The 24396-nt window shown below is 74.5% G+C and carries 20 protein-coding genes, 1 tRNA gene and 2 pseudogenes; 10 read left to right on the top strand and 13 right to left on the bottom strand.

Annotation, left to right across the window (positions count from 1 at the left end):
- Positions 1-43: 43 nt before the first annotated feature.
- The 9 genes and pseudogenes from ACQ95T_RS03150 to ACQ95T_RS03110 all read right to left on the bottom strand — a co-directional run bounded on the left by ACQ95T_RS03150 (position 44) and on the right by ACQ95T_RS03110 (position 7679).
- The gene (locus ACQ95T_RS03150; protein ID WP_425939301.1) at positions 44-592 is read right to left on the bottom strand and encodes a tetratricopeptide repeat protein; all 549 of its coding nucleotides are present in this window, start codon (positions 590-592) and stop codon (positions 44-46) included.
- Between the two features lie 8 nt (positions 593-600).
- A complete protein-coding gene (locus ACQ95T_RS03145; protein WP_425939300.1) occupies positions 601-2295 on the bottom strand; it encodes a PH domain-containing protein in 1695 nt (564 codons plus the stop codon).
- Positions 2292-2774 carry a PH domain-containing protein gene (locus tag ACQ95T_RS03140; RefSeq protein WP_425939298.1) on the bottom strand — a complete coding sequence of 161 codons (483 nt, stop codon included), beginning with the start codon at positions 2772-2774 and terminating at the stop codon, positions 2292-2294. Before ACQ95T_RS03140 ends, ACQ95T_RS03145 begins: the two co-directional genes overlap by 4 nt.
- 157 nt (positions 2775-2931) lie before the next feature.
- Positions 2932-3807: pseudogene (argF, locus tag ACQ95T_RS03135) on the bottom strand (ornithine carbamoyltransferase); the annotation flags it as partial.
- Positions 3808-3939: 132 nt separating this feature from the next.
- Positions 3940-4012, bottom strand: a tRNA-Ala gene (locus ACQ95T_RS03130).
- A gap of 61 nt (positions 4013-4073) precedes the next feature.
- A complete protein-coding gene (locus tag ACQ95T_RS03125) occupies positions 4074-5102 on the bottom strand; it encodes a hypothetical protein (protein WP_425939296.1) in 1029 nt (342 codons plus the stop codon).
- Positions 5099-5866, bottom strand: coding sequence for a GNAT family N-acetyltransferase (locus ACQ95T_RS03120; RefSeq protein ID WP_431473524.1), 768 nt, complete (start codon positions 5864-5866; stop codon positions 5099-5101). Before ACQ95T_RS03120 ends, ACQ95T_RS03125 begins: the two co-directional genes overlap by 4 nt.
- Complete coding sequence (gene moaC / locus ACQ95T_RS03115; RefSeq protein ID WP_431473901.1) at positions 5863-6294, bottom strand: cyclic pyranopterin monophosphate synthase MoaC; 432 nt, start codon at positions 6292-6294, stop codon at positions 5863-5865. The genes ACQ95T_RS03120 and moaC overlap by 4 nt, the downstream gene beginning before the upstream one ends.
- Before the next feature lie 44 nt (positions 6295-6338).
- Complete coding sequence (locus ACQ95T_RS03110; protein ID WP_425939290.1) at positions 6339-7679, bottom strand: molybdopterin-binding protein; 1341 nt, start codon at positions 7677-7679, stop codon at positions 6339-6341.
- A 60-nt stretch (positions 7680-7739) separates the two neighbouring features.
- Here ACQ95T_RS03110 and ACQ95T_RS03105 point away from each other — a divergent pair, with 60 nt between their 5' ends.
- The gene (locus tag ACQ95T_RS03105; protein ID WP_431473523.1) at positions 7740-7940 is read left to right on the top strand and encodes a hypothetical protein; all 201 of its coding nucleotides are present in this window, start codon (positions 7740-7742) and stop codon (positions 7938-7940) included.
- A 14-nt stretch (positions 7941-7954) separates the two neighbouring features.
- Entirely contained in the window at positions 7955-8365 is a 411-nt protein-coding gene (locus tag ACQ95T_RS03100; RefSeq protein WP_431473522.1) for a 5-formyltetrahydrofolate cyclo-ligase, read from the top strand.
- On the opposite strand, the gene ACQ95T_RS03095 is transcribed toward ACQ95T_RS03100, so the two are convergent.
- Positions 8343-11036, bottom strand: coding sequence for a penicillin acylase family protein (locus ACQ95T_RS03095; protein WP_425939287.1), 2694 nt, complete (start codon positions 11034-11036; stop codon positions 8343-8345). The two genes, ACQ95T_RS03100 and ACQ95T_RS03095, sit on opposite strands and share 23 nt — an antisense overlap.
- Before the next feature lie 60 nt (positions 11037-11096).
- Here ACQ95T_RS03095 and ACQ95T_RS03090 point away from each other — a divergent pair, with 60 nt between their 5' ends.
- From ACQ95T_RS03090 to mscL, 3 genes are all read left to right on the top strand, one after another.
- The gene (locus tag ACQ95T_RS03090) at positions 11097-11507 is read left to right on the top strand and encodes an FmdB family zinc ribbon protein (protein WP_425939285.1); all 411 of its coding nucleotides are present in this window, start codon (positions 11097-11099) and stop codon (positions 11505-11507) included.
- A gap of 278 nt (positions 11508-11785) precedes the next feature.
- Positions 11786-12343 carry an SAF domain-containing protein gene (locus ACQ95T_RS03085; RefSeq protein WP_425939283.1) on the top strand — a complete coding sequence of 186 codons (558 nt, stop codon included), beginning with the start codon at positions 11786-11788 and terminating at the stop codon, positions 12341-12343.
- Positions 12344-12489: 146 nt separating this feature from the next.
- The gene (mscL, locus tag ACQ95T_RS03080; RefSeq protein ID WP_431473521.1) at positions 12490-12897 is read left to right on the top strand and encodes a large conductance mechanosensitive channel protein MscL; all 408 of its coding nucleotides are present in this window, start codon (positions 12490-12492) and stop codon (positions 12895-12897) included.
- A gap of 573 nt (positions 12898-13470) precedes the next feature.
- On the opposite strand, the gene ACQ95T_RS03075 is transcribed toward mscL, so the two are convergent.
- From ACQ95T_RS03075 to ACQ95T_RS03065, 3 genes are all read right to left on the bottom strand, one after another.
- Entirely contained in the window at positions 13471-13782 is a 312-nt protein-coding gene (locus ACQ95T_RS03075) for a hypothetical protein (RefSeq protein WP_431473900.1), read from the bottom strand.
- Positions 13783-16562: 2780 nt separating this feature from the next.
- Positions 16563-18419 (bottom strand): MFS transporter, encoded by a 1857-nt coding sequence (locus tag ACQ95T_RS03070; protein ID WP_431473520.1) that lies wholly within the window; start codon positions 18417-18419, stop codon positions 16563-16565.
- 37 nt (positions 18420-18456) lie between these two features.
- Complete coding sequence (locus tag ACQ95T_RS03065) at positions 18457-20022, bottom strand: SulP family inorganic anion transporter (RefSeq protein WP_425939273.1); 1566 nt, start codon at positions 20020-20022, stop codon at positions 18457-18459.
- A gap of 165 nt (positions 20023-20187) precedes the next feature.
- On the opposite strand from ACQ95T_RS03065, the gene ACQ95T_RS03060 reads away from it, so the two are divergent.
- From ACQ95T_RS03060 to ACQ95T_RS03040, 5 genes and pseudogenes are all read left to right on the top strand, one after another.
- A complete protein-coding gene (locus ACQ95T_RS03060) occupies positions 20188-20370 on the top strand; it encodes a hypothetical protein (protein WP_425939271.1) in 183 nt (60 codons plus the stop codon).
- Complete coding sequence (locus tag ACQ95T_RS03055; protein ID WP_425939269.1) at positions 20367-21959, top strand: peptide chain release factor 3; 1593 nt, start codon at positions 20367-20369, stop codon at positions 21957-21959. Before ACQ95T_RS03060 ends, ACQ95T_RS03055 begins: the two co-directional genes overlap by 4 nt.
- Positions 21956-22369 carry a MerR family transcriptional regulator gene (locus ACQ95T_RS03050; RefSeq protein WP_425939267.1) on the top strand — a complete coding sequence of 138 codons (414 nt, stop codon included), beginning with the start codon at positions 21956-21958 and terminating at the stop codon, positions 22367-22369. Before ACQ95T_RS03055 ends, ACQ95T_RS03050 begins: the two co-directional genes overlap by 4 nt.
- A 554-nt stretch (positions 22370-22923) precedes the next feature.
- Positions 22924-23163 (top strand): annotated as a pseudogene (locus ACQ95T_RS03045) (alkaline phosphatase D family protein); the annotation flags it as partial.
- Between the two features lie 259 nt (positions 23164-23422).
- Positions 23423-24241 carry a hypothetical protein gene (locus ACQ95T_RS03040; RefSeq protein ID WP_431473519.1) on the top strand — a complete coding sequence of 273 codons (819 nt, stop codon included), beginning with the start codon at positions 23423-23425 and terminating at the stop codon, positions 24239-24241.
- Positions 24242-24396 lie beyond the last annotated feature (155 nt).

The following is a 24396-nucleotide window of genomic DNA, read 5'->3' as shown; positions in this document are numbered from 1 at the left end:
CGGGACTTCTGGAACTAGGCCGCCGGCGGTCGGCGCGGCCGGCTCAGGCCTGCAGCCCCATCGCCTCGGCGATCTTCAGGTGGGGTGCGCCCTCCTCGGCGCGCCCGGCCCGTTGCAGGGTGCGGGCGAGCAGGAGGTGCGCGTAGGCGTCCGTGGGCCAGCGCTCGAGCAGACCCCGCAGGACCTCCTCCGCCCGGCCCAGCGACGCCGAGTGGTAGTGGGCACGGGCCAGCAGCAGCCGGATCTCGGCGTTGCCGGGCTCGGCGTCCACGAGCGGCACGAGGAGCTCGACCGCTCGGGAGTAGGACCGGCTCTGGAACAGGAACGTCGCCCGGTCGTAGCGGGCGTGGTCGTCCAGCTCGTCGTCGCCCGGAAGCTGGATCGGCGGCAGCGCGGGGCCCGGGTCGCCCGGGTCGGCGGGTACGGCCGGGTCGGCGGGTACGGCCGGGTCGGCGGGTGCGGCCGGGTCGACGACGGTGCCCGGGTCGGCGGGTGCGGCCGGGTCGACGACGCCCGGCACGTCCTCGTCCCGGTCCTCGCCGTCCCCTCCTCCGGCCCCCAGCCCGCGCAGCATCCGCTCCATGTCGTCCATGGCAGGAACTACGCCAGGACGTCCTCCAGCATTCCCGGCGTGGCCCGGAGCGCCAGGTCCACCGCCACCGCCAGGGGCACGTCAGGGACCACGACCTGCTCCGAGCCCGCCGCGGTCGTCGCGGTCAGGTGGCACAGGCCCAGACGACGCTGGAAGAAGCTCTGGTGGACCACCCAGCCGATGACCCCCGCCCGCTCCAGCACCTCCCGCGTCCGCACGACCGCGCCCGTCTGGACGACGACGTGGTCCCCGGTCAGGCCATGCCCCAGGTTGCGCCAGGACGCCTCGGCCAGCACACCGTTGAACAGGCCCACACCCAGGAGCACCGCGAGCGGGATCCACCCGGGCCACCCCACGAACCACCACCGGTCGAGCCACACCGGAACGGCTGCGAGGGCGGCCAGGAAGAGGGAGCCCCACTGGGCGCGGACGTGGATGCGGCGACGGGCCAGGGGTCCGTGCCCGACGAGCGACATCGTCAGCGGCCCCTCCTCCTCGAGCAGCTCGTGCCCTACCCGGGTCACCACGGTCCGGGGCGCCGGCGGCAGCACCCTGGTGGTCCCCCCGGTGCCGATGCCGGTGGCGATCGCGGTCAGCTCGGCCCCGCGGACGAACCGCAGCAGGAACGGCTCGCCCATGCGCACGCCGCGGACCTTCTCCCGCTCGATCGTCTGGCTGTGGGTGGTCAGCAGCCCACGGGTCACGCGCAGGTTGCCCCCCGGCTCGCGGACCACGCGCAGGTTCCACCAGGTCAGGACGTAGCTCAGCGTCGAGAGCACCACCCAGCCCACGACGACCCCCACGACGGCCGCCGTGACGAGGACGGCCACCGCCTGTGCCACCACCCAGGCCCAGGCGTCCTGGACCACCGCGACCTCGTCCACCGGCACGTCGTCGCCGAACTGGGCCAGCACACCGGCCACACCGGCCACGACCACCAGGCTGGAGAGGCTGAACGGCGCGTAGCGCAGCCAGCCCCAGTCGATCCGCGCCAGCTCGACCTCGTCGGCGGGCAGGCGGGCCTGCGCGGCACCGGCGGCGGTCGTCCCCGGCGCCGGCGGGGGGTGTGCCGTGCCCGCGCCGGACGGGACCTGTCCGGGTGCGACCGACCCGGGCGCGCCCGACCCGTGTGCACCAGACCGGGACAGCAGGAAGGTGCGCATCCGCGCCGCCTGGTCCCGACCCAGGCCGTCGAGCTCGATCCGGCTGCTGTCGACCCCCGTGCCGACCTTGACCGTGGTCAGCCCCAGGACGCGGTGCACCGGGGTGGACTCGATGTCCACGCTGCGGACCCGGTCGAGCGGGGCGGTCAGCACCCGCCTGTTCAGCAGCCCCGTCCGCAGCTGGAGCTGGGCGTCGGTCACCCGGTAGCGGGTGATGAACCAGGAGACCATGCCGGCCAGGAGGGCGATCGCACCACCCACGACGGCGACCCAGATCCACCACGCCCCGCCGTCACCCCGGCCGATGAAGAAGGCGAGGAGCAGGGGGACGGCCATCGAGCCCAGGCCGCGCACCGGATGCACGAGGAGCATCCGGGGGCTGAGCCGCTGCCACTCCTCCCCGGCGCCGGCGGGCACCGGACCCGGGGCCGGCGCGCGCGTCGGCCCGGTCGCGTGGCCAGGACCCGTCGGCCCGGTCGCGGGGCCAGGACCCGGCACCACCGGGTCCCCGGTCGGCGGTGGCAGGTCGGACAGGCTCACGTGGCGTCGCCCCGGGTCTGCCCCGTGATCCGGGCGAGGTCCGCCGTGACCCGGTCGGCCACGTCGCTGTCCAGGCAGGGCAGGGTGATGGGACCGGCCGCCGAGGCGGTCGTCACCGTGACGTTGGCCAGGCCGTAGAGCCGCATGATCGCGCCCCGGTGGGTGTCGACCGTCTGCACCCGCGAGAGCGGCGCGATCCGCTGGTCGCGGGAGAGCCAGCCGGTCTGGGCGAAGACCTTCTCGCCGGTGACCTCCCACCGGGTGCGGCGGTACCGCACGATCGGCTCGAGGGTCACGTCGGCGAGGTTGAGGACCATGACGACGACGAACAGCGGTCCCAGCCACCGGCCCCAGGAGTCCGGGAGGAACCAGTAGATCGTGAAGAGGACCAGCCAGGTGATGATCCCGCCGACCAGCCCGTTGACGACCCAGTAGGTCACCGCCCGCGGGCTGACCCGGTGGGCGGGCTCGCGGAGCATTGCTCCGGCCACCTCGGGCGCCCCGTTCACGCGAGGGTGGCGACCATGAGCGCCTTGATCGTGTGCAGACGGTTCTCGGCCTGGTCGAAGACGATGCTCGCCGCGGCGGCTCGAACACCTCGTCGGTCACCTCCAGCCCGCCGGCGAGCTCGGGGTGGCGCCCCATGAGCTCGCGACCCACGTCGGTGTCGGTGTCGTGGAAGGCCGGCAGGCAGTGCATGAACCGCGCCCTCGGGTTGCCGGTCGCGGCCATGAGGTCCGCGTTGACCTGGTAGGGCAGCAGCCCCTCGATCCGATCCTCCCACGCCTCCACCGGCTCGCCCATGGAGACCCAGACGTCCGTGTGCACGAAGTCGACCCCACGGACGGCCGCGACCGGGTCGTCGGTGATCGTGATCCGGGCCCCGGTCTCCTCGGCGATCCCGCGGCACAGGTCGACGACCCCGCCATCGGGCTGCAGGCCGGCGGGGGCACCGATGCGCACGTCCATCCCCAGCTTGACGCCCAGCAGCAGCAGGCTGTGGCCCATGTTGTTGCGGGCGTCCCCCAGGTAGGCGAAGGCGGTCTCGTGCCGGTGCTTGTGGGTGTGCTCGGTCATCGTCAGCGCGTCGGCGAGCATCTGCGTGGGGTGCCACTCGTCGGTGAGCCCGTTGTAGACCGGCACCCCGGCGTGGTCGGCCAGCTCCTGGACCTTCGCCTGGCTCGACCCGCGGTACTGGATCGCGTCGAACATCCGGCCCAGGACCCGGGCGGTGTCCTTGATCGACTCCTTGTGGCCGATCTGGGTGCTGCGCGGGTCCAGGTAGGTCGTGGACGCTCCCTGGTCGGCCGCGGCCACCTCGAACGCGCACCGGGTGCGGGTGGAGGTCTTCTCGAAGATGAGGGCCACCGAGCGCCCGCGGAGCAGCTGGCGCTCCTGCCCCGAGGCCTTGGCCCGCTTGAGGTCGTGGGCCAGGTCGACGAGGTGCTTGATCTCGGCCGGACTGTCCTCGACCAAGGACAGCAGGCTGCGTCCGCGCAGGTTGACCGCCATGTGTACAACTCCTCGATCGTGCTCGGCAGGGGGGTCGACCCGGCCCGTGGGACGGGTGCAGGGCCCGCTCGAGCCTCACCCCGGCACGGCGAAGGGTCCGGCCCCTCGGCGGAGGGACCGGACCCTGTCCGGTGGAGCTGAGGGGATTCGAACCCCTGGCCTTCTCATTGCGAACGAGACGCGCTACCAACTGCGCCACAGCCCCTCGTGCGGCTCCATACTCTAGCACCGCCGTCGACGGCCGCCCAATCAGCGACGAGCCGGGCCTACCCCACCCGGTCGACGTGGGGAAGGTCCTCGAACTCCTCCTCGAGGGCCATCACGGTGCCGTCCTCGGGCAGCTGTCCGGTGCCTTCGGGCACCCCGCGGGAGGCCCGTGCCTTGAGGGCGTAGGTGGGCGGCGGAACGGGGACCGGGTCCCACGTGCCCCCGGCGGCACCGTCCCGGGCAGAGGGCGTCGCCACGGCCGGGGAGGTGGCGCCCGACGGGTCCCCGCCGGTCGGTCCGGCGCCGGACACGGCGGACCGCCGGTCCAGGCCTGCCTCGACGGCGGCCACGTCGTAGAGCGCGGGTGCCGGCCGGTCGGCGGCCACCACGGTGCGCCGCGCGCCGGACCGGCGAGACCCGGGACGGGTCGTCACGGCGAGCGACTGGGCGGCGAGCGCGTGGTCGGCGGTCCGTCCCGCGGGGCGCTGCCCCGGACGGTCCGCGTGCTCGGGGGTCGGGGCGCGGTGCGGGGCGCGCCGCCCGGCCGGCCGGGCGGCCGTCGTCACCACGCGCGGAGCGCGGACCGGGCGACGACGTGCGGCCCTCTCCTGGGCCGCCGACCAGCGCACGACGCCGACGGTGAGGCCGAGGAAGGCGACGGCGGCAAGGGCCGACCAGCGGGGCAGGGTGCCGGCCATGGCCAGACCGCTGGCCGCGACGAGGACGACGGAGGAGACGAGCAGGGCCGCCCCCCGGAGGCGGTTGGCGACCTGGGCCCGGCGCACGGCGGGCGGCGGGGCCACGGCGCGCGCACCGTGGGCGGCCCGGGCGAGGCCGGCCGGGGCGTCGTGGCGCTTGACGACGACCTCCGGACGGGCCGGTCGCAGCGGTGAGGTGTCGTAGGGGCGCGGTGCCACCTCGGCCGTCTCGGGACGGGGCAGGGCGCGCCTGCGCTCCAGCACGCGCATCGCCTCGGAGAACCGGTCGACCGACCGTGCGGTGGCCAGGTGGTCGCGCCGACGGACCCAGTGCTGGACCAGGTAGACAGCCCACACCGCCAGGATGACGACGAAGATCAGACTGCTCACGCTGGGCACGTGCGCCACGCTAGGGGGCCGTCGCCGGAGCGTGCGTCAGGCGCTCGGAGTGTCGCGCAAGTTTCTGGTGTGACGTGCGGGAGCCTCGTCGTCCCGTGTCGACGACGGCGTCCCGGGTGTCCCGGGGTCCGCGCCCCGGTCGCGCCGGAGCAGCGCGACCAGCCCGCCGTCGGCATACCCCCCGGGCCGCAGGTCCTCGGCCAGGACCGCGAAGCAGCGGTGGTCGGCCCAGCCACCGTCGACGTGCATGAAGCCGCGGCGCATCCCCTCCTCGGGAGCCGCAGCCGCTCCGCCACCCCCAGGCTGGCGGTGTTCTCCGGGCGGATGGCGACCTCGACCCGGTGCAGACCGACGGGTCCCAGCGCGTGGTCGACCAGCCGGGCCACCGCCCAGGTGGCGTAGCCGTGCCCGGTGGCGTCCTCGTCGAGCCAGTACCCCACCAGCCCGCTGGACCGGGCGCCACCGAGGACGTCGAAGAGCTGCACCTGGCCGACGAGGCGACCGCCGACCTCCAGGACCAGGGGCAGCAGGTACCCGTCGCGGGCGGCCCGGTCCAGACCGCGGCGGAGACGGTGGAAGGAGGTCCGGCCGGGAGGTCGCCCCGGCACGGTCGACTCCCACGGGGCCAGCCAGCGAGCGTTGCGGCCGCGCACCTCCTCCCAGGCCTCGCGGTCTGACCGGACGAGCGGGCGCAGGACCAGGGTCGAGCCGTCGGGCAGGCCGGTGCGCAGGACGACCGGCCAGACCCAGCTCACCGCGGCCGGACCCAGTCACCGGAGCGGCCGCCGGACTTGGCCGTGACCCGCACGTCGGTGACCACGGCCAGCCGGTCGACCGCCTTGACCATGTCGACCAGGGCCAGGGCCGCGACGCTGACGCAGGTGAGCGCCTCCATCTCCACCCCGGTGCGGTCGGCCGTGCGCACCGTGGCCGTGATCGCCACTCCCTCGTCGTCCACGACCAGATCGACCTCGACGCCGTGGACGGCGACGGGGTGGCACAGGGGGACCAGGTCCGGCGTCCGTTTGGCCGCCTGGATGCCGGCGATGCGGGCCACACCGAGGGCGTCGCCCTTGGGCACCGTCCCCGAGCGCAGCGCCCGGACGGCGTCGCCGGACAGCTCGACCCGTCCCGCCGCGCTGGCGCTGCGCGCGGTGACCGCCTTGTCGGTGACGTCGACCATGTGCGCCGTGCCGTCGGCGCGCAGGTGGGTCAGCCCGTCCGCGGTCACGCCCCGTCCTTGTCGTCGGTGCGGCCGTCCCCGTCCTGGGGGCCGTCCGGGTCGGTGGGACCGTCCCCGTCCCGGTCGGACCCGTCGTCCTCCTGCGCCGAGAGCCGGCCGTCGATGTCCCGGCGGGGACGCAGCAGGAGCAGCTCCACCTGCGAACCCACCGCGACCTCCTCCTCGTCCGCCCCGCCGACCGCCAGCGCGTCGGCCATCGCCAGCCCCGCCACGAGGTGCGAGCCGGACCCGCCGACCGGCTCCACCGCATACTCCCCGGTGACGTCGCGCGTGAGGCGTACCCGGGTGTAGGTGGTGCGCTCCTTGGCGGTGCTCCAGCCCGTGGTCACCAGGCCCGTCGTGCTGCTGTCGCTGACCCGGCGGCCCGCCCGGCGCTCCAGCGCCGGTCGCACGAACACCTCGAAGCTGACGAGCGCGCTGACCGGGTTGCCCGGAAGCATGAAGACGGGCACCTTGCGGCGGCCGAGCACCCCGAACCCCTGCGGCTTGCCGGGCTGCATCGCCACCTCGACGAACTCCGTCGTCCCCTCGCCGCTGAGCACCTTCTTGACGATGTCGTAGGCCCCCTTGCTCACCCCGCCGGTGGTGATGATCGCGTCGGCGTGGTCCAGGTGGTGCTTGATCTCCTTCTTCGTCGCCGACTCGTCGTCGGGCAGGTGGCCCACGTGCACGGGGAAGAACCCGGCCTCGCGGACGAGCGCCTCGAGCATCGGCCCGTTGGAGTCCACGATCTGGCCCGGCCCGACCGCGTCGCCGACCGGCACGAGCTCGTCCCCGGTGGAGAGCACGACCACGCGGACCGGGCCGACCACCTCGACCTGCTCCACGCCTGCCGAGACCAGGGCCGCCAGCTGGGGTGCGCCGATCGGGGTGCCGGCGGGCAGGACCACCTCCCCGCTGCGCACGTCCTCGCCCGCACGCCGGATGTTGGACCCCTCCTCGGGCTGGACCCGGAACTGGGCCTCGCGCACGTGCCCGTCGGTGTCCTCCACCCGGACGACCGCGTCGGCCCCCACGGGGATCGGCGCGCCGGTCATGATGCGCCAGGCCTGCCCGGGCACGTGCTCACGGGGGAGCTGGTCGCCCGCGGCCACGTCCCCCGAGACCGGGAGCAGCACCGGGTTCTCCGCGGAGGCCCCCTCCAGGTCCTGCCGCCGGACGGCATACCCGTCCATCGAGGAGTTGTCGAAGCGGGGCAGGTCCGCCCGGCTGCGGACCTCGGCCGTGGTCACCAGACCGTGCGCCCGCGGCACCGGGACGGACTGGGTCTCCACCGGCCGGATCTGCTCCAGGATGCGCGCGAGGTGCTCCTCGACGGGGATCATGTCCTCACCTTTCTGATCGGGGTCTGCGCCCAGCGTAGTCAGACGGGACACAATGGCCCGGTGAACATCCCACCCAGCTCCCCCTCGCTGCCCACCGTCGTCGCCGACGGCGACGTGGTCGCCGAGAAGGCCCGCTGGCGTGCCCTCGTGCGGGCCGCGCGGCGCGAGCTGGTGGACGCCTGGGGCGCGACGGGCGCGAGGAGGCCGCGGAGGCGCTGGCCGCCACCGGCCTGGAGCTGGTCGGCGCGGGCACCACGGTGACCCTCTTCGAGCCGATGCGCACCGAACCCCCCGTGGACCGGCTGGTCCGGGAGCTGATCGGGGCGGGGGTGCGGGTGCTGGTCCCGATCACCCTGGCCCGGCCCCGGCTGGACTGGGCCGACGTGGCCGACCCGGACCGCACGCCCCTGGGCGAGGAGGCGCTCGCCCAGGTCGACCTGGCCCTGGTCCCGGCGCTGGCCGTGGGGGCCGACGGGGTCCGGCTGGGGCAGGGCGGCGGCTACTACGACACCACCCTGCCCCTCCTGCGGGAGCGGTCGCCCGGGGCTGCGGTAGTCGCCGTGCTGCACGACCACGAGCTGGTGCCGGCCGTGCCCGCCGACCCTCACGACGCCCGGGTGGACGCCGTGCTCCGCCCCGGCAGCGGGGTGACCCGGCTCCCGCTCAGCCCGGCGGAGCGGGCGTGAGCGTCATCGTCTGGTGGGCGCGCTCCAGCACCGCCTCCCGCCCCGAGACCATCGGATAGGTCCCGCCCTCGATCCAGGTTCTGGTCTGGTCGGTGTGGTTGGGGTGGAACGGGTGGGCCGAGTTGCCGGTCTGGTTGACCCAGCGGGAGGCGTCCAGGTCCGCGAGGTCGACGACCATGCGCATGGACGGTGCCGAGGTGACCTCGAAGCTGCCCGTCGAGGCGTCCCAGTTCATCGCGTTGACCACGGCGCTGGTGCCCGAGGCCGGCCGTGGCGGCTGGCCGAAGATCCCCCTGACCAGCGCCGGCACGTCCTCCCCGGAGAGCACCTCGTGCTCCAGGCGGACCTGGTGCAGCTGTCCCCACGTCCAGTCCTCGACGTCCTTGGAGATGTCCCGGGTCAGGTCCAGCCGCGCCTGCAGCATGGCGGTGCGCACGACCTCGTCGCGCGACTCCACGACCCCGGGCGTGCGCCGGTCGTCCCACCAGCGGCTGTCGGGGCGGGCCAGCAGCTCGTCCAGCAGGAGCATCGAGCGGGAGTTGCCGGTCGCAGCCAGGTCCGGCGGCAGCTCGTCGTCGAAGACGGTCTCCAGCAGGTTGGCGTAGACCGCGTAGAAGTAGGCGGCTGCGGCCGACTGCTCCCCCTCTGCGGGGGCCGTGAGGTCCCAGTCGCGCAGCAGGTCCTGGGCCTCGGCGTAGAAGTCGTGCCCCAGGTCCAGGTCCACCAGAAGGGGCACGAGCACCTCCGCGAAGGCGTTCCGGTCGTCGAGCTGGACCTGCGTCATGTCTTCGACGGTGAGCGGTCCCTCCTCGGTGCGGGCCGAGAGCAGCTCGAGGATGCGGGTGGAGCGGTAGCCCTTGTCCCACTCGCTGGTGAGGAAGGGGGTGCTCCCGCGCACCACGGCCTGGTTGGCCGCGACGATCACCCCGTCCTCGGGGTTGAGCGCGTACGGCATCTCCTCGAAGTCCACCCAGCCCGACCAGGCGTAGGCCTCGTCCCACCCGGGTGCGGGATAGAACCCGGGCGGTGTCCCGTGCGTGGCCGAGCGGCGCACCGGGACCAGCCCGGGGGCCTGGTAGCCGATGTTGCCCTCGGTGTCGGCGTAGAGCAGGTTCTGGGCAGGGACCTCGAACAACCGGGCCGCGTCCCTGAAGTCCTCCCACCCGCTCGCCCGGTTCATCGCGAAGATCGCCTCGGCCGTGCGACCGGGCTCCAGCGCCGTCCACGCCAGCGCCACCTCGTAGTCGTCGGAGGTCTCGACCCCGCCGAGGGGGGCGTCCGTGCCGAGGTCGGCCACCGGGTCCAGCACGTCGGAGACCACGGGACCGTGGGAGGACTCGCGCACCGTGATCTCCACGTCCTCGCCGCCGGCCACCTTGATCGTCTCGGTGCGCACGGTCAGCGGCACGTAGCTGTCCCCGCGCAGCACGCGGTCGCCCTCGACGTCCTCGAGGTAGAAGTCGGTGACGTCCGGGTCCAGGTTGGTGATCCCCCAGGCGATGTCCTGGTTGTGGCCGATCACCACCCCCGGCAGACCGGCGAAGGTGAAGCCGGTGACGTCGAAGGGGCAGGCCTCGGACACCACGCGGCAGTGCAGGCCAGCCTGGAGCCAGATGCCGGGCTGCCCGACCGCCAGGTGCGGGTCGTTGGCCAGGAGAGGGGCACCGCTGGCCGTGTGCTCACCGGAGACGACCCAGGAGTTGGAGCCGATGCCCTCCCCGGTGCCCATGAGCGCGGGGACGGCGTCCAGGGCGCTCCCGGCCGCGGCGAGCGCCTCGTCCACCCCGCCGTCAGCCAGCCATTGACGGGTCGTCCCCTCGGTGGGTCCGGGCGGGGCGACGGGCTCCCCCAGCCGGCCCTGCTCGGCCGGGTCGAGGGCATCGCCCGGAGCCGGTGCGCGCACCGCGCCGGAGGTCCCGCCGCGGGCGTCGGCGTCCGGCACGCGCGGTCGCTCCTCGGGCGACCACTCCCCGGGGGAGAGGATCGGCGGGTGCTCCGAGACCGGGTAGTCGGGGTACAGCTCGCCCAGCTGCGGCAGCGGCACCTGTCCGACGAGGCGCCCGCGGGCCAGCTCGTCGGCGTAGTTGCCGCGCAGGTCCCAGGCCATCGCCTTCAGCCAGGCGAGCGAGTCGACCGGGTCCCAGCGACGCACCTCGTAGCCGGGGGCCGAGCGGGCCAGGACGACGTACTCCAGACCCATGCGCGAGGGTGAGGCCTGCTGGTCGATGTAGGCGTTCACCCCGTTGGTGTAGGCCTGCAGGTAGCCACGGACCGTGGGGTCCAGCAGGGCCAGCTCCTGCTCCGCCACCCGGCGCCAGCCGAGGGTGCGGATGACCTTGTCGGTCTCCAGGCCGCCCTCGCCGACGAGCTCGGACAACCGGCCGCTGACCACGTGCCGGCGCAGGTCCATCTGGAAGAAGCGGTCCTGGGCGGCGGTGAAACCCTGGGCGGCGAAGAGGTCGGCCGCGGTGTCCGCGTAGAGGTGGGTCACGCCCAGCTCGTCCCGGACGACCTCGACGGACCCGGCCAGCCCGGGGACCTCCAGCTCCCCCGTGGTCTGCGGGAACGCCCGCCGGGTCAGGCCGACGCCCAGCACGGCCGTGGCCACGACGACGACCACCAGGATCGCCACCACCGGCACGGCCACGCGCTGCCACACGGGTCGGGACACGCGCTCCAGACTAGGTCACGCGGACGAGAGGCCGCGGGAGGCCACGTAGGATCTCCCTCCGTGCCCACCTATTCGTACGCGTGCAAGGACTGCGGACACGCCTTCGACATCCAGCAGGCGTTCAGCGACGACGCCCTGACCGAGTGCCCCAGCTGCGGCGGCTCCCTGCGCAAGATCTTCAGCGCTGTCGGGGTCGTCTTCAAGGGGTCGGGGTTCTACCGCACGGACTCCCGCTCCGGCGCGGGCGGCTCGAAGGGTTCGTCCTCGGGCTCGTCCGGCTCCGGCTCCGGCTCCGGCTCCGACGGGGCGGGCTCCGGCTCCGACGGGGCGGGCACGTCGTCGGCGGACCGGGGGTCGAAGACGCACTCCCAGGGGTCGGCCGGCTCCGGGGGGAGCTCGGCGTCCTCGACGGGGAGCACGTCGTCCACATCCTCCTCGGCGGGCGGCGGCTCCTCCACCGGCGGCGGCTGACCCCTTCCGGGGGTATGCGGTCGCGCACCTACTCTCGGCGCGTGCCGCGCTCCCCAGCTGACGACCCCGCGACCGGGCGGCCCTCTCACGGGGGGCCGCCCCTCCGCCCCGTTCGCGGGGCAGGCCCGGGCCGCGCCGACGGAACCGCCCGCGCCGACGGAACCGCCCGGACCGACGGAACCGCCCGGACCGGCCGAGCCGCCCGTGCCACCCAGGGTCCTCCTGGCGCGAGGTCGGCCCGACGGGCCGACCGGCCGCGCAGGTGGGGCGGCCCCCGGTTGCGCCGGTGGGTCTCGGCCGTGCTGGCCGCCCTGGCCGTGGGCCTGGTGGCCCAGCTGGCGGTCACCCGGCCCGTGCCCGACGGGGTGCCCGCGGTCGTGGCCGTCCGCGAGGTGGCCGCGGGGACCGAGCTGACCGAGGACGCGCTCGCCCTGCGGGTGCTGCCACGGACCGCCCTGCCCGACGGGGCGCTGCTCGAGCCCGGCGCGGCCCTCGGGAGACCCGCCTCCTCGGTGCTCGCGGCCGGTGAGGTGCTGACCCGTTCCGACGTGCGCACCGCCGAGATGGTCGCGGGGCTGGGTCCGGGGACCGTCGCCGTGTGGGTCCCGGTGCTCGAGCCCGCCGTGACGGCGTCCCTCGGTGCTGGTGACCGGGTCGACCTGCGGTCGCCGTCCGACGGGTCGTTCCTGGCCCGGGAGGTCCTGGTCCTCGCCGTGGGGTCGGCGGAGCAGGGCGGCGCCTGGGTCGCCGTCGACGACGGTCAGGCTGCCGCCCTGGCGGCCCGGGGCGGTGACCCCCTGGGCGGTGCGGTGCACGTGGCCCTGCGCGGACCCTGACCCCACCCGTACGGGTGTGGCGGCGGACGCGACTCGACTCTGGTACCCTCGTCGGTGGACCGAGGCGCGAGGGCTGCGCCCGCCACCACCCCACCATCATCCGGACGTCATGGCTGCTGCCCTGCGCCCGGGACGAAAGGACAGCAATGCTCAAGGGCTTCAAGGAATTCATCATGCGGGGCAACGTCATCGACCTCGCCGTCGCCGTCGTCATCGGCGCCGCGTTCGCCGCCGTCGTCGAGCAGGTCGTGTCCAGCCTGGTCACCCCGCTGCTCAACGCCATGGGAGGCGCCGAGGCCGAGGGGCTCGGCTTCGAGATCATCGACGGCAACCCCTCGACCTACATGGACTTCGCGGCGATCATCAACGCCCTGATCGTCTTCCTGCTCACCGCGCTCGTCGTGTACTTCGTGCTCGTCGTGCCGATGAACAAGTTCAACGAGCTGCGCATGCGCGGCAAGGAGGAGCCGGAGGAGATCTCCGAGGAGATCGCCACCCTGCGCGAGATCCGCGACCTGCTGGCCGCTCGCCGCACCGACGACGGCACCCTCTGACACCACCGGGACGCTCCGGTCCCCGCGGGGACGACCCCGGCCCCACCACCACGCCTCCGGCCCCCGGCCGGGGGCGTCGTGCGTGCACGCGCAGGACGACGGGACGACGTGGGTGCACGCGCAGGACGACCGAGGACGTGCGGTGTACGCACGCGCAGGACGACCGAGGACGTGCGGTGCACGCACGCGCAGGACGACCGAGGACGTGCGGTGCACGCACGCGCAGGACGACCGAGGACGTGCGGTGCATGCACGCGGGGGCGACGGACACCGACGACGGACGGGGGACGAAAGGAGATGCGCGACCGGCGTTTCAGTCCCAGTGGGGCGGGCGCTGCGCCGCGATCCACGCGTCGCGTGCGGCGTCGGCGCCGCCCCGGTCCCCGGACCGGTCGACAGCAGGTCGACCCACCCGGCCGGCCGGTGCCTCAGGACGTGCCCCCGCGCCGCCACCTGTCTCCGGGCTGCTCACGGGCAGGTCCTCGGAGACGTCTGCGTCCGGACGGGTGGGGGCCGCGTCCACCCGTCGGTGCCGCCGCCGGCGGACCGGGGCCTCCCCGTCGTCGGTGCCGGTCACGGCATGGCCGGCCCCTGGGCGGAGACGGTCGCTTCCCCGGCGCGGCGCTGCGCCCCGCGGACGGCCTCCAGCACCCTGGCCACCTCCCGGGCCGGGTCGGTGAAGACGTCCGTGCCCCGCACCCGCAGCGGGACCCACCCCATGCGGGTGAGCTGCTCGTGGCGAAGCCGCACGTCGTCGCGGCCGGGCTCGGTCCGCGCCGCGTCCGGCGAGACGTCGCTGTCGACGGCCACGCTCATCAGCACCGGTTTTTGGCCCCTCCCCTGCTCGACGACGGCCAGGTCGAGGGCGTGCGGACCGTGCCCCATCCCCTCCACGACCTCCAGCCCCTCGTCCCGCAGCCGTCGGGTCAGCTCGGCGAGCACGGCGGACCGGTGACCCCGGTCGGTCAGGTCGGCCGACCCGACGGCCTGCCGCACCACGTCCGTCCCCGGGCCGGCCGGCCAGCGGTCGACCGGCACCGGCGTGACGACCTCGACCGCCGCGCGGGCGGCCGCCAGGACCGCGCCGACACGTCGACCGTCGTGGGCCGACTGCGGCCCGGTCACCCACAGCACGCGGTCGCGGACCTCCCCTCCCACCCGGTGCACGGGCCGGACCAGGCACGGCTCGGACCGCTCGTCCAGGTCGCCCAGCACGCCGGCGAGGACCGGGTCGGGTGGACCCCCTGCCTCCGCGGCCGACGCGGCCAGCGCACCCCGCAGGGCGATCGCGACGTCCTCGGCGGTCGCCTCGTCGTCGGTGACGACGAGCAGGCTCCCGTCGGGATCCTGCCGGGCCAGCTGCAGGGCGAGCTCGACGGCGCATGAGACCTGGGCCGAGACCCCTCCCTCCGCGACGACGCTGCGGGCCGCGGCCCCACGCCATACCCCGGGGAAGCTGTGCACGGGCTGGGGCATGAACGGAGCCAGCGGCGCGACGAGCCCCTGGTGCAGGGCGCGGTACTGGGTCTGCAGGTGACGCACCGGCAGCACGTCCGCTGCGTCCTCGAGCAGGGACCGGGACGGTTGCCCCCGGTCCGCCTCCCCCTCGGCACGAGGGTCGGCCACGACGGAGAACGGGGCCGGCCCCAGGCCGCCGCCGTCACCCACGACCAGCACCTGCCGGCCCCGTGCCAGGGCGGGGACCGACCGGGCGCTCGTGGTGCGCCCGGCCCGCTCCAGGACGACGAGGTCGAAGGTGGTGTCCGGCGGCAGCACCGCGGGGACCACGAGGGGCGAGGCGAGCACGACGGGCTGGGCGGCACGGACCACGTCGGGGGCCCGGCTGATGAGGTCGCGCAGGTCGATCGCCCCGACGGCGGCCTCGTCGACGGCCCGCTCCCAGGCGGCCAGCTGGGAGGCGTGGGCCTCCCGCGTCCGCAGCAGCCGACGGTGGACGGCCAGGCGCGCCCGGGCGGCGTTGCGCCGCAGGTGCGCCCGGTCCGCACGGCGGAAGGCGCGCTCGGCCTCGCGGACCGTGTCGGCCGGGAGCTGCTGGGGCACGGCGTCGGAGCGCAGGTGCAGCAGCACCGAGGAGCGGTGCACGAACCGCACCTCCGCGGCGACCCGCTCCGGCGCGACCCCGCGGCGGGCCAGGTCGTCGACGAGCTCGCCCAGGCCGCGCTTCCGCACCGGGGCGAGCAGCGGGTGGGCTACCGCGGCGACCGGTGCCCGGTCGGCCCGGGCGTCGAGGCCGACGAGGCGTTCCAGGACCGTGTCGAGGTGGACCGTTCTCAGGTCCTGGCCGACGGGGGTGCCGACGAACACCTGGGCCAGCCAGGCCAGGTCCTCACCCACCGGCGCGTGCGCGGCCAGCGCCTCCTCCCAGCCCTCCGGGGCGGCGGGGCGCGCGGCCCGGCCGGCCACCTCCTCCCACTCCGCCCGCTCGTCCCGGGCACGACGCACGCGCTGCGGCAGGTCCGCGGGAGGCGTGCCGGGTCGCAGCAGCGAGCGCACCTGCCGGCGCAGCCGGGCTCGCGTCACGGCTCCGGGCCGGCCGGAGACCTCGTCCCGCGCGGCCGTGGCCGCCACCATCTCCTCCAGCGGAGCGTCGTAGACCTGGGGCGAGAAGACGTCGAGCGTCTCGCTGGCCCGGGCGACGAGGGTCAACCGGTGGGACCACTGCTCGAGGGTGACCGGGACGGGCATCCCCGCCGCCCGGCACACCCGCTCGGCCTGCTCCCGGGCGGCACCGAAGGCTCCGGTGACCATCCGGGCGACGATCTCCTGGGCCCGGGACGCCTCGTCGGTGCCGGAGAGCCGGGCGCCGTACCAGGGGTCGTCCCCCCGCCCCCGGGTCCAGGCACCGGCGTCGGCGGCCTCGACGAGGGCGTCCGCGACGGCCGACAGCTCCTCCTCGCCGAGGGTGGCCAGCACCTCGTCCACCAACCGCACGCGTGAGCACGGCGGAGCCTCCAGGGCGGCCAGGGCCGCCAGGTCGTCCTCCACCCGGGCCAGCGAGAGGCCCCACGGGGCGTGCCGGTGGTGCAGGACCTCGTGCTCGCGGCGCAGCACCGACAGCGCGTCCGCGCGGGCGGGCAGCGGGTCGGGGCCCAGCTCCGGTTCGACCTCCCGGGGCAGGTGCTCCAGGGCGTGCCGCACGGAGGCCAGGCCGACCCGCATGGACTCGGGGTCCTCGGCCAGGTGCAGGCACAGGTCGCCGAGGCCGACGTGCGCCAGCCGGCGCCGCAGGGACTCCAGGGCGGAGCGCTCCTCGGAGCACACCAGCACGCTGCGTCCCTCCGACAGCGCCGCGACGACCACGTTGGCCACGGTCTGCGTGGCGCCGGTGCCTGCCGGAGTGTCGAGGACGAGGTCGGCCCCGCGGGAGGCCTCGTCCACGACGAGCCGCTGCGCCCGGTCGGCGTCGAGGGCGGACAGCTCCTGGGCGGGGTCGTCCGCGCGCACGGGGTCCGGGCCGTCCCCGGGGAAGGAGACGTCGACACCGGCCAGCGCCGCGGCCACGTCGTGGCCGGCGAGCGCGTGCGCGTCCCCCGTGTAGCTGGTGACCAGCGGAAGCTTGGCCCAGGGGAAGGTGCCCAGCACCATCTGCGGACCGATCGCGAAGCCGGTCATCTCCCTGCACAGGTCCTCCAGCGCCTGGTAGGTCAGCCGCGGGTCGAAGCCGTGGTGCTGGGCCGACAGCCCCGCCAGCCCCACCGGGTCCAGGTCCAGGTGGATCTCGCTGCGGAGGTAGTGCTCGAGGACGGGGTTGAAGACGACGTCCTCGTGCAGCTGCAGCACGTGGTCGGAGTGGGCGGCGTCCACCGGCCGGATCCGGCAGCTGCGCAGCAGCACCGGCGCGCGGGGAGGGACGGGGACCCGGTGCAGGGTCCACGTCGCCAGCCCGATCGCCAGGAACCCGGTCTCCATGCCGTGCTCGCGCCGCAGCTCGTTGGTCTTGTCGCGGATGGCGCCGATCCGGCGGGGAGGCGTCGAGGAAGGCCACGTGCTCGCGCACCAGCTCCGAGAGCAGGGTGGGCCGGCCCGAGAGCAGCTTGGCCACGCCGCCCGGGTGGGCCAGGTTGAGGTCGAAGGTGCCCGTCAGCGAGGTCCGGTGCCACAGCAGGGTGTTGGGACCGCCGAGCTCGGCGACCTCGCGCCGCCACCGGCCGCGGGCGCGCTGGACGACCTCCACCCGGGCAGGGTCGAGGGCGTGGGAGGGATGGGCCGGGGTCACCCTCCCAGGCTAACGACTCGGCGGCGGGCCACCGTGAAGGCGCCCAGGGCGAGTGCGGCCGCCGCGGCCGCCGCGCGTTGAGCACGCCGTAGCCCCACACGTCCATGACGACGCCCGCCACCGCCCCGCCCACGGCCGCGGACAGGCCCATGACGAGGTCGGCGGCGCCCTGGACGGCGGCGCGCTCCGCGACCGGGACGGCCCCGGCGATGGTGCCGGAGCCGGCCACCATGGTGCAGGACCACCCCAGGCCGAGCAGGAACAGCCCGGCCGTGAGCCCGGCCGACCAGCCGACGGCCGACAGCCCGGCCAGCACGGTGGCCGTCAGCAGGATCGCCACGCCCAGCAGGACGACCCGGGCGGCCCCGAGGCGGTCGGTCAGCTGGCCCGCGACCGGCGCCAGTCCGTACATGCCGAGGATGTGCAGGGAGATCACGAACCCGATGATCTCGATCTGGGCGTCCCCGTGCCGCATGTGCAGGGGCGTCATGACCATGACCGCGACCATGACGACGTGCCCGACGGTGAGCGCGACCGTGCCCCACAGCGCCACCGGCGTGGCCGCGATCAGCCGCAGGCCGGTGGCCACGCTCCCCCGCCGGGCGGACGCCGGCACCGTCTCCTCGACCGCCGGGGCCGCCCGGGCCGCGAGCTCGCGGGAGAGGCGGAGCGGGTCCGGCCTCAGCAGGAGCTGCAACAGCAGCGCCGCGAGCGCGAACCCGGCCATCGACAGCACCCAGGCACCGGCCAGCGGCGGCAGGCCGAGCTGTCCGGCGATCCAGCGGCCCGGCCCGATGAGGTTGGGCCCCAGGACCGACCCGATGGTCGTGGCCCACACGACCCAGCTGAGCTGGCGCCCGCGGCGCTCGGGGGTGGCCAGGTCCGTGGCGGCATACCGGGCCTGGTTGTTCGCGGTGGTGGAGGCCCCGAAGAGGGTGGTCCCCAGCAGCAGCAGCCAGAACGTCCCGGTCGCGGTGGCGGTGATGGCCAGGAAGGCTCCCACGGCACCGAGCAGGTATGCCATGACCAGGCCGGGGCGCCGGCCGTGCCGGGCCATGACCGCCGCCACGGGGATGGTGAACAGCGCGCCGCCGAGGACCTGGGTCGTGGTCGCCAGGCCGGACAGCGCGTCGCTCCCGCTGACCTCGGCCGCCACGATCGCGGCCACCGCGATGCCGCTGGCGACCCCGATGCCGCCCAGGGTCTGACTGCCCATGAGGGTCAGCACGGTGCGCGACTGGACGTGCGCGCGCGCCTGCGGGTCGGCCAGGGAGGTGGGCGTCACCGGGGCAGTCTCGCAGAGCGGGGCGCCCGGTCGCGCACTAGTGCCCGTCGCCCAGCTGACCGGTCAGCTGCCCGTGCCGGGCGGCCGAGGACCAGTTGAGGCCGACGATCTCGACCTCCTTGCCGAGGCGTTCGTACTTGGTCTGGACCGCGTCGAGGGCGGCGACGGTGGAGGCGTCCCAGATGTGGCTCGCGGACAGGTCGATGACCACCGTGTGCGGGTCACCGGCGTAGTCGAACTGGTAGACGAGGTCGTTGCTGGTGGCGAAGAACAGCTCGCCCGACACCTTGTAGGTGCGCACGTCCGGCTGGCCGTCCCCGTCGACGTCGGTCTCGATCACCTGGTCGACGGAGGCGAAGTGGGCCACCCGACGGGCGAAGAGGATGATCGCCGCGTTGACCCCGACGATGACGCCGTAGGCCAGGTTGTGCGTGAGGACAGTGACGGCCACGGTCAGCATCATGACCAGGTTCTCGCTGTACGGCATCCGGCGCAGGGTGGAGGGGTGGATGCTGTGCCAGTCGAACGTCGCCACGGAGACCATAATCATCACGGCGACCAGGACCGCCATCGGGATCATGCCCACGGCCGGCCCGGCCCCCACGACGAGCGCGAGCAGGAAGACGCCGGCGAGGAAGGTCGAGATCCGCGTGCGGGCGCCGGAGACCTTGACGTTGATCATCGTCTGGCCGATCATCGCGCAGCCGCCCATGCCGCCGAAGAAGCCGGAGGCCAGGTTGGCCACGCCCTGGCCCCAGCTCTCCCGGGTCTTGTCGGAGTGGGTGTCGGTGATGCCGTCCACGAGCTTGGCCGTCATCAGCGACTCCAGCAGCCCGACCAGCGCCATCGCGAGGGCGTAGGGGCCGATGATCTGCAGGGTCTCCAGCGTCAGCGGCACGTCCGGCAGGAGCAGCTCGGGCAGCGACCGGGGCAGCTCGCCCTGGTCGGAGACGTCCGGGAGCTGCCAGCCGGCCGCCCAGACCAGCGTGGTGACGACCACGATCGCGACGAGGGGGGCAGGCACGGCCGTCGTGAGGCGCGGCAGCAGGACCATGATGAGCAGCCCCAGGGCCACCATCGGGTAGACCAGCCAGGGCACGCCCACCAGGTAGGGGACCTGCGCCATGAAGATGAGGATGGCCAGGGCGTTGACGAACCCCACCATGACCATCCGCGGGATGAACCGCATGAGCTTGGCCACCCCCAGGAGGGCGAGCACGATCTGCAGCACCCCGGCGAGGATGACGGTCGCCAGGAAGTAGTCGAGGCCGTACTCGCGGGCGACGGGCGCGATGACCAGCGCGATCGCCCCCGTCGCCGCCGTGATCATCGCCGGACGTCCGCCGACGAAGGCGATCGTGATGGCCATGACGAAGCTGGAGAACAGCCCGACGCGGGGGTCCACCCCGGCGATGATGGAGAAGGAGATCGCCTCGGGGATGAGGGCCAGCGCCACGACGAGACCGGCGAGCACCTCCGTGCGCAGCCGGCGGGGGTTGCGCAGGGCGGCGCGGGTGGAGGTCTCGCGCTCCCCGGCCTCGGGGACGACGGGGGTGCGCGGCTCCTTCGGAAGGGTGGTCGTGGTGGCTGTCGACTCGGCCATGGGGCTCCTCGGGCGCGGCGGGACGGGGCAAGGTGTGTGGGGTATCGGCGGCGACGCCGACAGGCAGGGAGACGTGTGCCGGCAGAAGGCCGCGGACACAGAAGAGCGACGGCGGCCCGCCGTCGCTGCACCGGACAACCCTACCGCAACGTTAGAGTGGTGCGCATGCCCACCCCCTTCCGCGCCGCGTGCCCGTCGTGCCGCAGCGACGAGCGGCATACCCTCACCCGCCTGGCCGACCACTGGTCGGAGCAGGGCTGGACCACCACCGACCCTGGCCGCCGCCGTGCGGCCGCAGGAGGACGCATGACCCCACGCAGCACCATCTCGACGCAGGTCCACCGGTGAGCCGCGACGTCGCGACCGAGACGGCCCGGCGCCGTACGTTCGCCGTGATCTCCCACCCCGACGCCGGCAAGTCGACGCTGACCGAGGCCCTGGCCCTGCACGCGCACGCGATCGCCGAGGCGGGTGCGGTGCACGGGAAGGGGTCCCGGCGCGGGGTGGTGTCCGACTGGCTGGACATGGAGCAGGCCCGAGGCATCTCGATCACCTCGGCGGCGCTGCAGTTCACCGTCGGGGACGTCGTGCTCAACCTGCTGGACACCCCGGGGCACGCCGACTTCTCCGAGGACACCTACCGGGTGCTGGCCGCCGTCGACTGCGCGGTCATGCTGCTGGACGCGGCCAAGGGCCTGGAGCCGCAGACCCTCAAGCTGTTCGAGGCCTGCCGGGTCCGCGGCACCCCCGTCATCACGGTGATCAACAAGTGGGACCGCCCCGGGCAGGAGCCGCTGGCGCTGCTCGACGAGATCGAGGAGCGGCTCGGCATCGTCCCCACCCCCCTCAACTGGCCGGTCGGGATCGCCGGCGACTTCCGCGGTGTGCTCGACCCCTCCACCGGCGGGATGACCCAGTTCACGCGGACCCCCGGCGGCGCGACGCTGGCCGGCCGGGAGTCGCTGGAGGCGGACGAGGCGGCGCGCCGCCACGACGTCGCCTGGACCCAGGCGGTGGAGGAGTTCGAGCTGCTCACCTCCTCGGGCCAGTCGCACGACCAGGCGAGCTTCCTGGCGGCCCGGACCACACCGGTGCTGTTCGCGGCGGCCGTCCTGAACTTCGGGGTCGCCGAGCTGCTGGAGGCGGTCACCGAGATGGCGCCGCCGCCCGGGCCGTGGGCCGACGTCGCAGGTCGACCGCGGGCGGTCGACGGGCCGTTCTCCGGATTCGTCTTCAAGGTGCAGACCGGGATGGACCGGGCCCACCGCGACCGGCTCGCGTTCATGCGGGTCTGCTCCGGGACGTTCGAGCGCGGTTCCGTCCTGACCCACGCCGGCAGCGGCAGGCCGTTCCAGACCAAGTACGCCCAGTCCGTCTTCGGCCGCGAGCGCGAGACCATCGACGAGGCCTTCCCCGGCGACGTCGTGGGCCTGGTCAACGCCCAGTCGCTGAACGTGGGTGACACCCTCTACGCCGAGGAACCCGTCACCTTCCCCCCGCTGCCACGGTTCGCCCCCGAGCACTTCGCCGTGGTCCGCCCCCGGGACACCGGCCGGTCCAAGCAGTTCCGCCGCGGCATCCAGCTGCTGGACCAGGAGGGCGTGGTGCAGGTGCTCGTGTCCGACCGCCGCGGCGCCCAGTCCCCCGTGCTGGCCGCCGTGGGCCCGATGCAGTTCGAGGTCGCCACCCACCGGCTCGAGCACGAGTTCGGCGCCCAGAGCGTGCTCGAGCCGCTCGGGTACGCCGAGGCCCGTCGCACGAGGCGGGAGGCGGTCGCCACGATCGACGCCAAGCACGGGGCGGAGGTCCTCGAGCGCACCGACGGCACCCTGGTCGCCCTCTTCTCCGACCGGTGGCGGATGGGCACCATCGCGGCGGACCTGCCGGAGGGCAGCCTGCTCCCCCTCTTCGGGGTCGACGACGGAGACCCGTCGTGACCGCGGAGCACGAGGGCCTGGTGCACATCGGAGAGGTCGTCGAACGCACCGGGCTGTCCCACCGCACCGTCCGCTACTACGAGGAGATGGGGCTGGTCGCCCCGGCGGGGCGGACCGAGGGAGGGTTCCGGCTGTACGACCGGGCCGGGATCGACCGGCTCCTGCTCATCACCCCGATGAAACCGCTGGGCTTCTCGATCGAGGAGATCGGCGAGCTGCTGGCGGCGCTGGACACGGCGACCGACCCCGAGGCCGACCTGGCGAGCCGGAAGCAGGCCCGGGAGCTCCTGGACGACGCGCACGCCGGCGTGCAGGAACGCATCCGCGAGCTGGGGGCCGCCCTGTCCCGGGCCGAGGCGTTCGCCGAGCGGCTGCGGCAGGAGTCACCGACGGCGGTGGGTACCCCCTGACGCCGCCGCCGGTGGGTGACCCGACCGGCCGGCGTCGCCGGTCCCCGCCAGCCCGGTACCGGACCGGGCACAATGGTCGGCATGTCCGGTCCCCTGCTCCTCGGACCGCTGCTGCGGCACGTCGACGAGGAGTCCGCCGCCGTATGGGTCGAGACGGACCGGGCCGCCACGGTCACGGTGCGGCTGGCCGACCATCCGGACGGCCGGCTCGAGTGGAACGTCCCCACGTTCGCCGTGCACGGCCACCACTACGCCCTGGTCGAGGTGGTCGGCCTCACCCCCGGGTGGCGCACGGCATACCAGGTGCTCGTGGACGACGAGGTGCACTGGCCGGAGCCGGACAGCCCCTTTCCTCCCAGCGTGCTGACCGCGGCGTCGGACGAGGGTCGGGTGCGGCTGGCGTTCGGTTCCTGCCGCACCAGCGTCCCCCACGACGCGCTGCACCACCTCAGCCACGGTGTCGACGCGCTGCGCACCTTCGCGCTCGACGTCGCCGGCGGGGGTAGCGGACCGTTCGAGGAGGACCGGACCTGCTGCTCCTGCTCGGCGACCAGGTGTACGCGGACTCGACCAGCGCCGCCATGCGCGACTTCATCGCCTCGCGGCGGGATCTGGACGTCGACCCCGGTCCCGAGCTGGCGGACTTCGAGGAGTACGCCCACCTGTACGCCCTCGCCTGGGGCGAGCCGGCGCTGCGCTGGCTGCTGTCGTGGCTGCCGTCCCTGATGATCTTCGACGACCACGACGTGCGCGACGACTGGAACACCTCCGTGCGGTGGCGCGAGCAGATGGAGGCGACCTCGTGGTGGCGGGGACGCATCGTGGCCGCCCTCGGGTCCTACTGGGTCTACCAGCACCTGGGGAACCTCTCCCCCGCAGCCCGGGCCGCCGACCCGCTGTGGCAGGAGCTCGGCCGGCGCAGGGACGGGCGCCCCGGCCACGAGGCCGACCTCACCGACGCCCTCGACAGCTTCGCGGCGCACGTCGACGCCCACCCGACCGCGTACCGATGGAGCTACACCCCACCCGCTCGGCGGGTCGCACCTGGTGGTCGTGGACTCCCGTGCCGCGCGCGACCTGACGCCGGGCCGGCGGTCCGTCCTGGACGACGCGGAGATGGCGTGGCTCGACGAGCAGCTCTCCGGTGGCCACGAGCACCTCGTCGTCGCCACGTCCCTGCCCTTCCTCCTGCCGCGGGGACTGCACCACCTCGAGTCCTGGAACGAGGCGCTCGTCGACGGAGGGTGGGGCCGGCGGGTCGCCGGTCTCGGCGAGCGCCTGCGGCAGGGCCTCGACCTGGAGCACTGGGGCGCCTTCAGCGACTCCTTCGACCGGGTCACGCGCATGGTGGACGAGGTGGCCGACGGACGGAGGGGAGCGGCCCCCTCCTCGGTGATCTTCCTGTCCGGCGACGTGCACCACTCCTACGTCACCGAGGTCGAGCGCCTGACGGGTTCACGCATCCTGCAGCTGGTCTGCTCCCCGATCCGCAACCCGCTCCCGCGGGCGATGCGGGCCCTCGTGTCGGGGATGTCGCACGCCGCCCGACCGCTGGGGCGGCTGCTGGCCAGCTCCGCCAAGGTGCCGGACCCGCGGTGGCGCTGGCACGGGGTCGCCGGTCCGTGGTTCGACAACAACCTGGCCGTGCTGGAGGTCGCCGACGGACACCTCAGGGCTGCGTGGGTCGCAGGCCGGGTGCTCGGTGGCGAGGAGGGCCACCCCCGGCTGACGACCGTGGCAGACCTCGATCTCGACGTGCCTCCCGCGGGGTCGGAGCACCGACCTGCGGTCGCGCACGTGCACCCCGGTGTCGTCGGGGGTGCCCGCGGTCGGCTGCTCCGGCTGCTCGAGCGTCGCCGCGACAGGGGTTGAGGTGCGGCGGGCTCCCCGTGCCCCCGCGCGTCCGGGGGGGGCACCCCCGTCGGCGTGCGGTCCGTCCCTGGCAGGGCGTCGGCGCTGCCTCGGTGGTCGCGGCTGCCTTAGGCTGCGCCGCATGACCGCACCGGCGCCGTACGTGTTCCCTTCCC

Origin of the sequence: Ornithinimicrobium carbonis (assembly GCF_050703245.1) — a bacterium.
Taxonomy (GTDB): Bacteria; Actinomycetota; Actinomycetes; order Actinomycetales; family Dermatophilaceae; genus Ornithinicoccus.
Note: the sequence above shows the minus strand (reverse complement) of the source record. Positions and strands in the feature narration are given on the sequence as shown.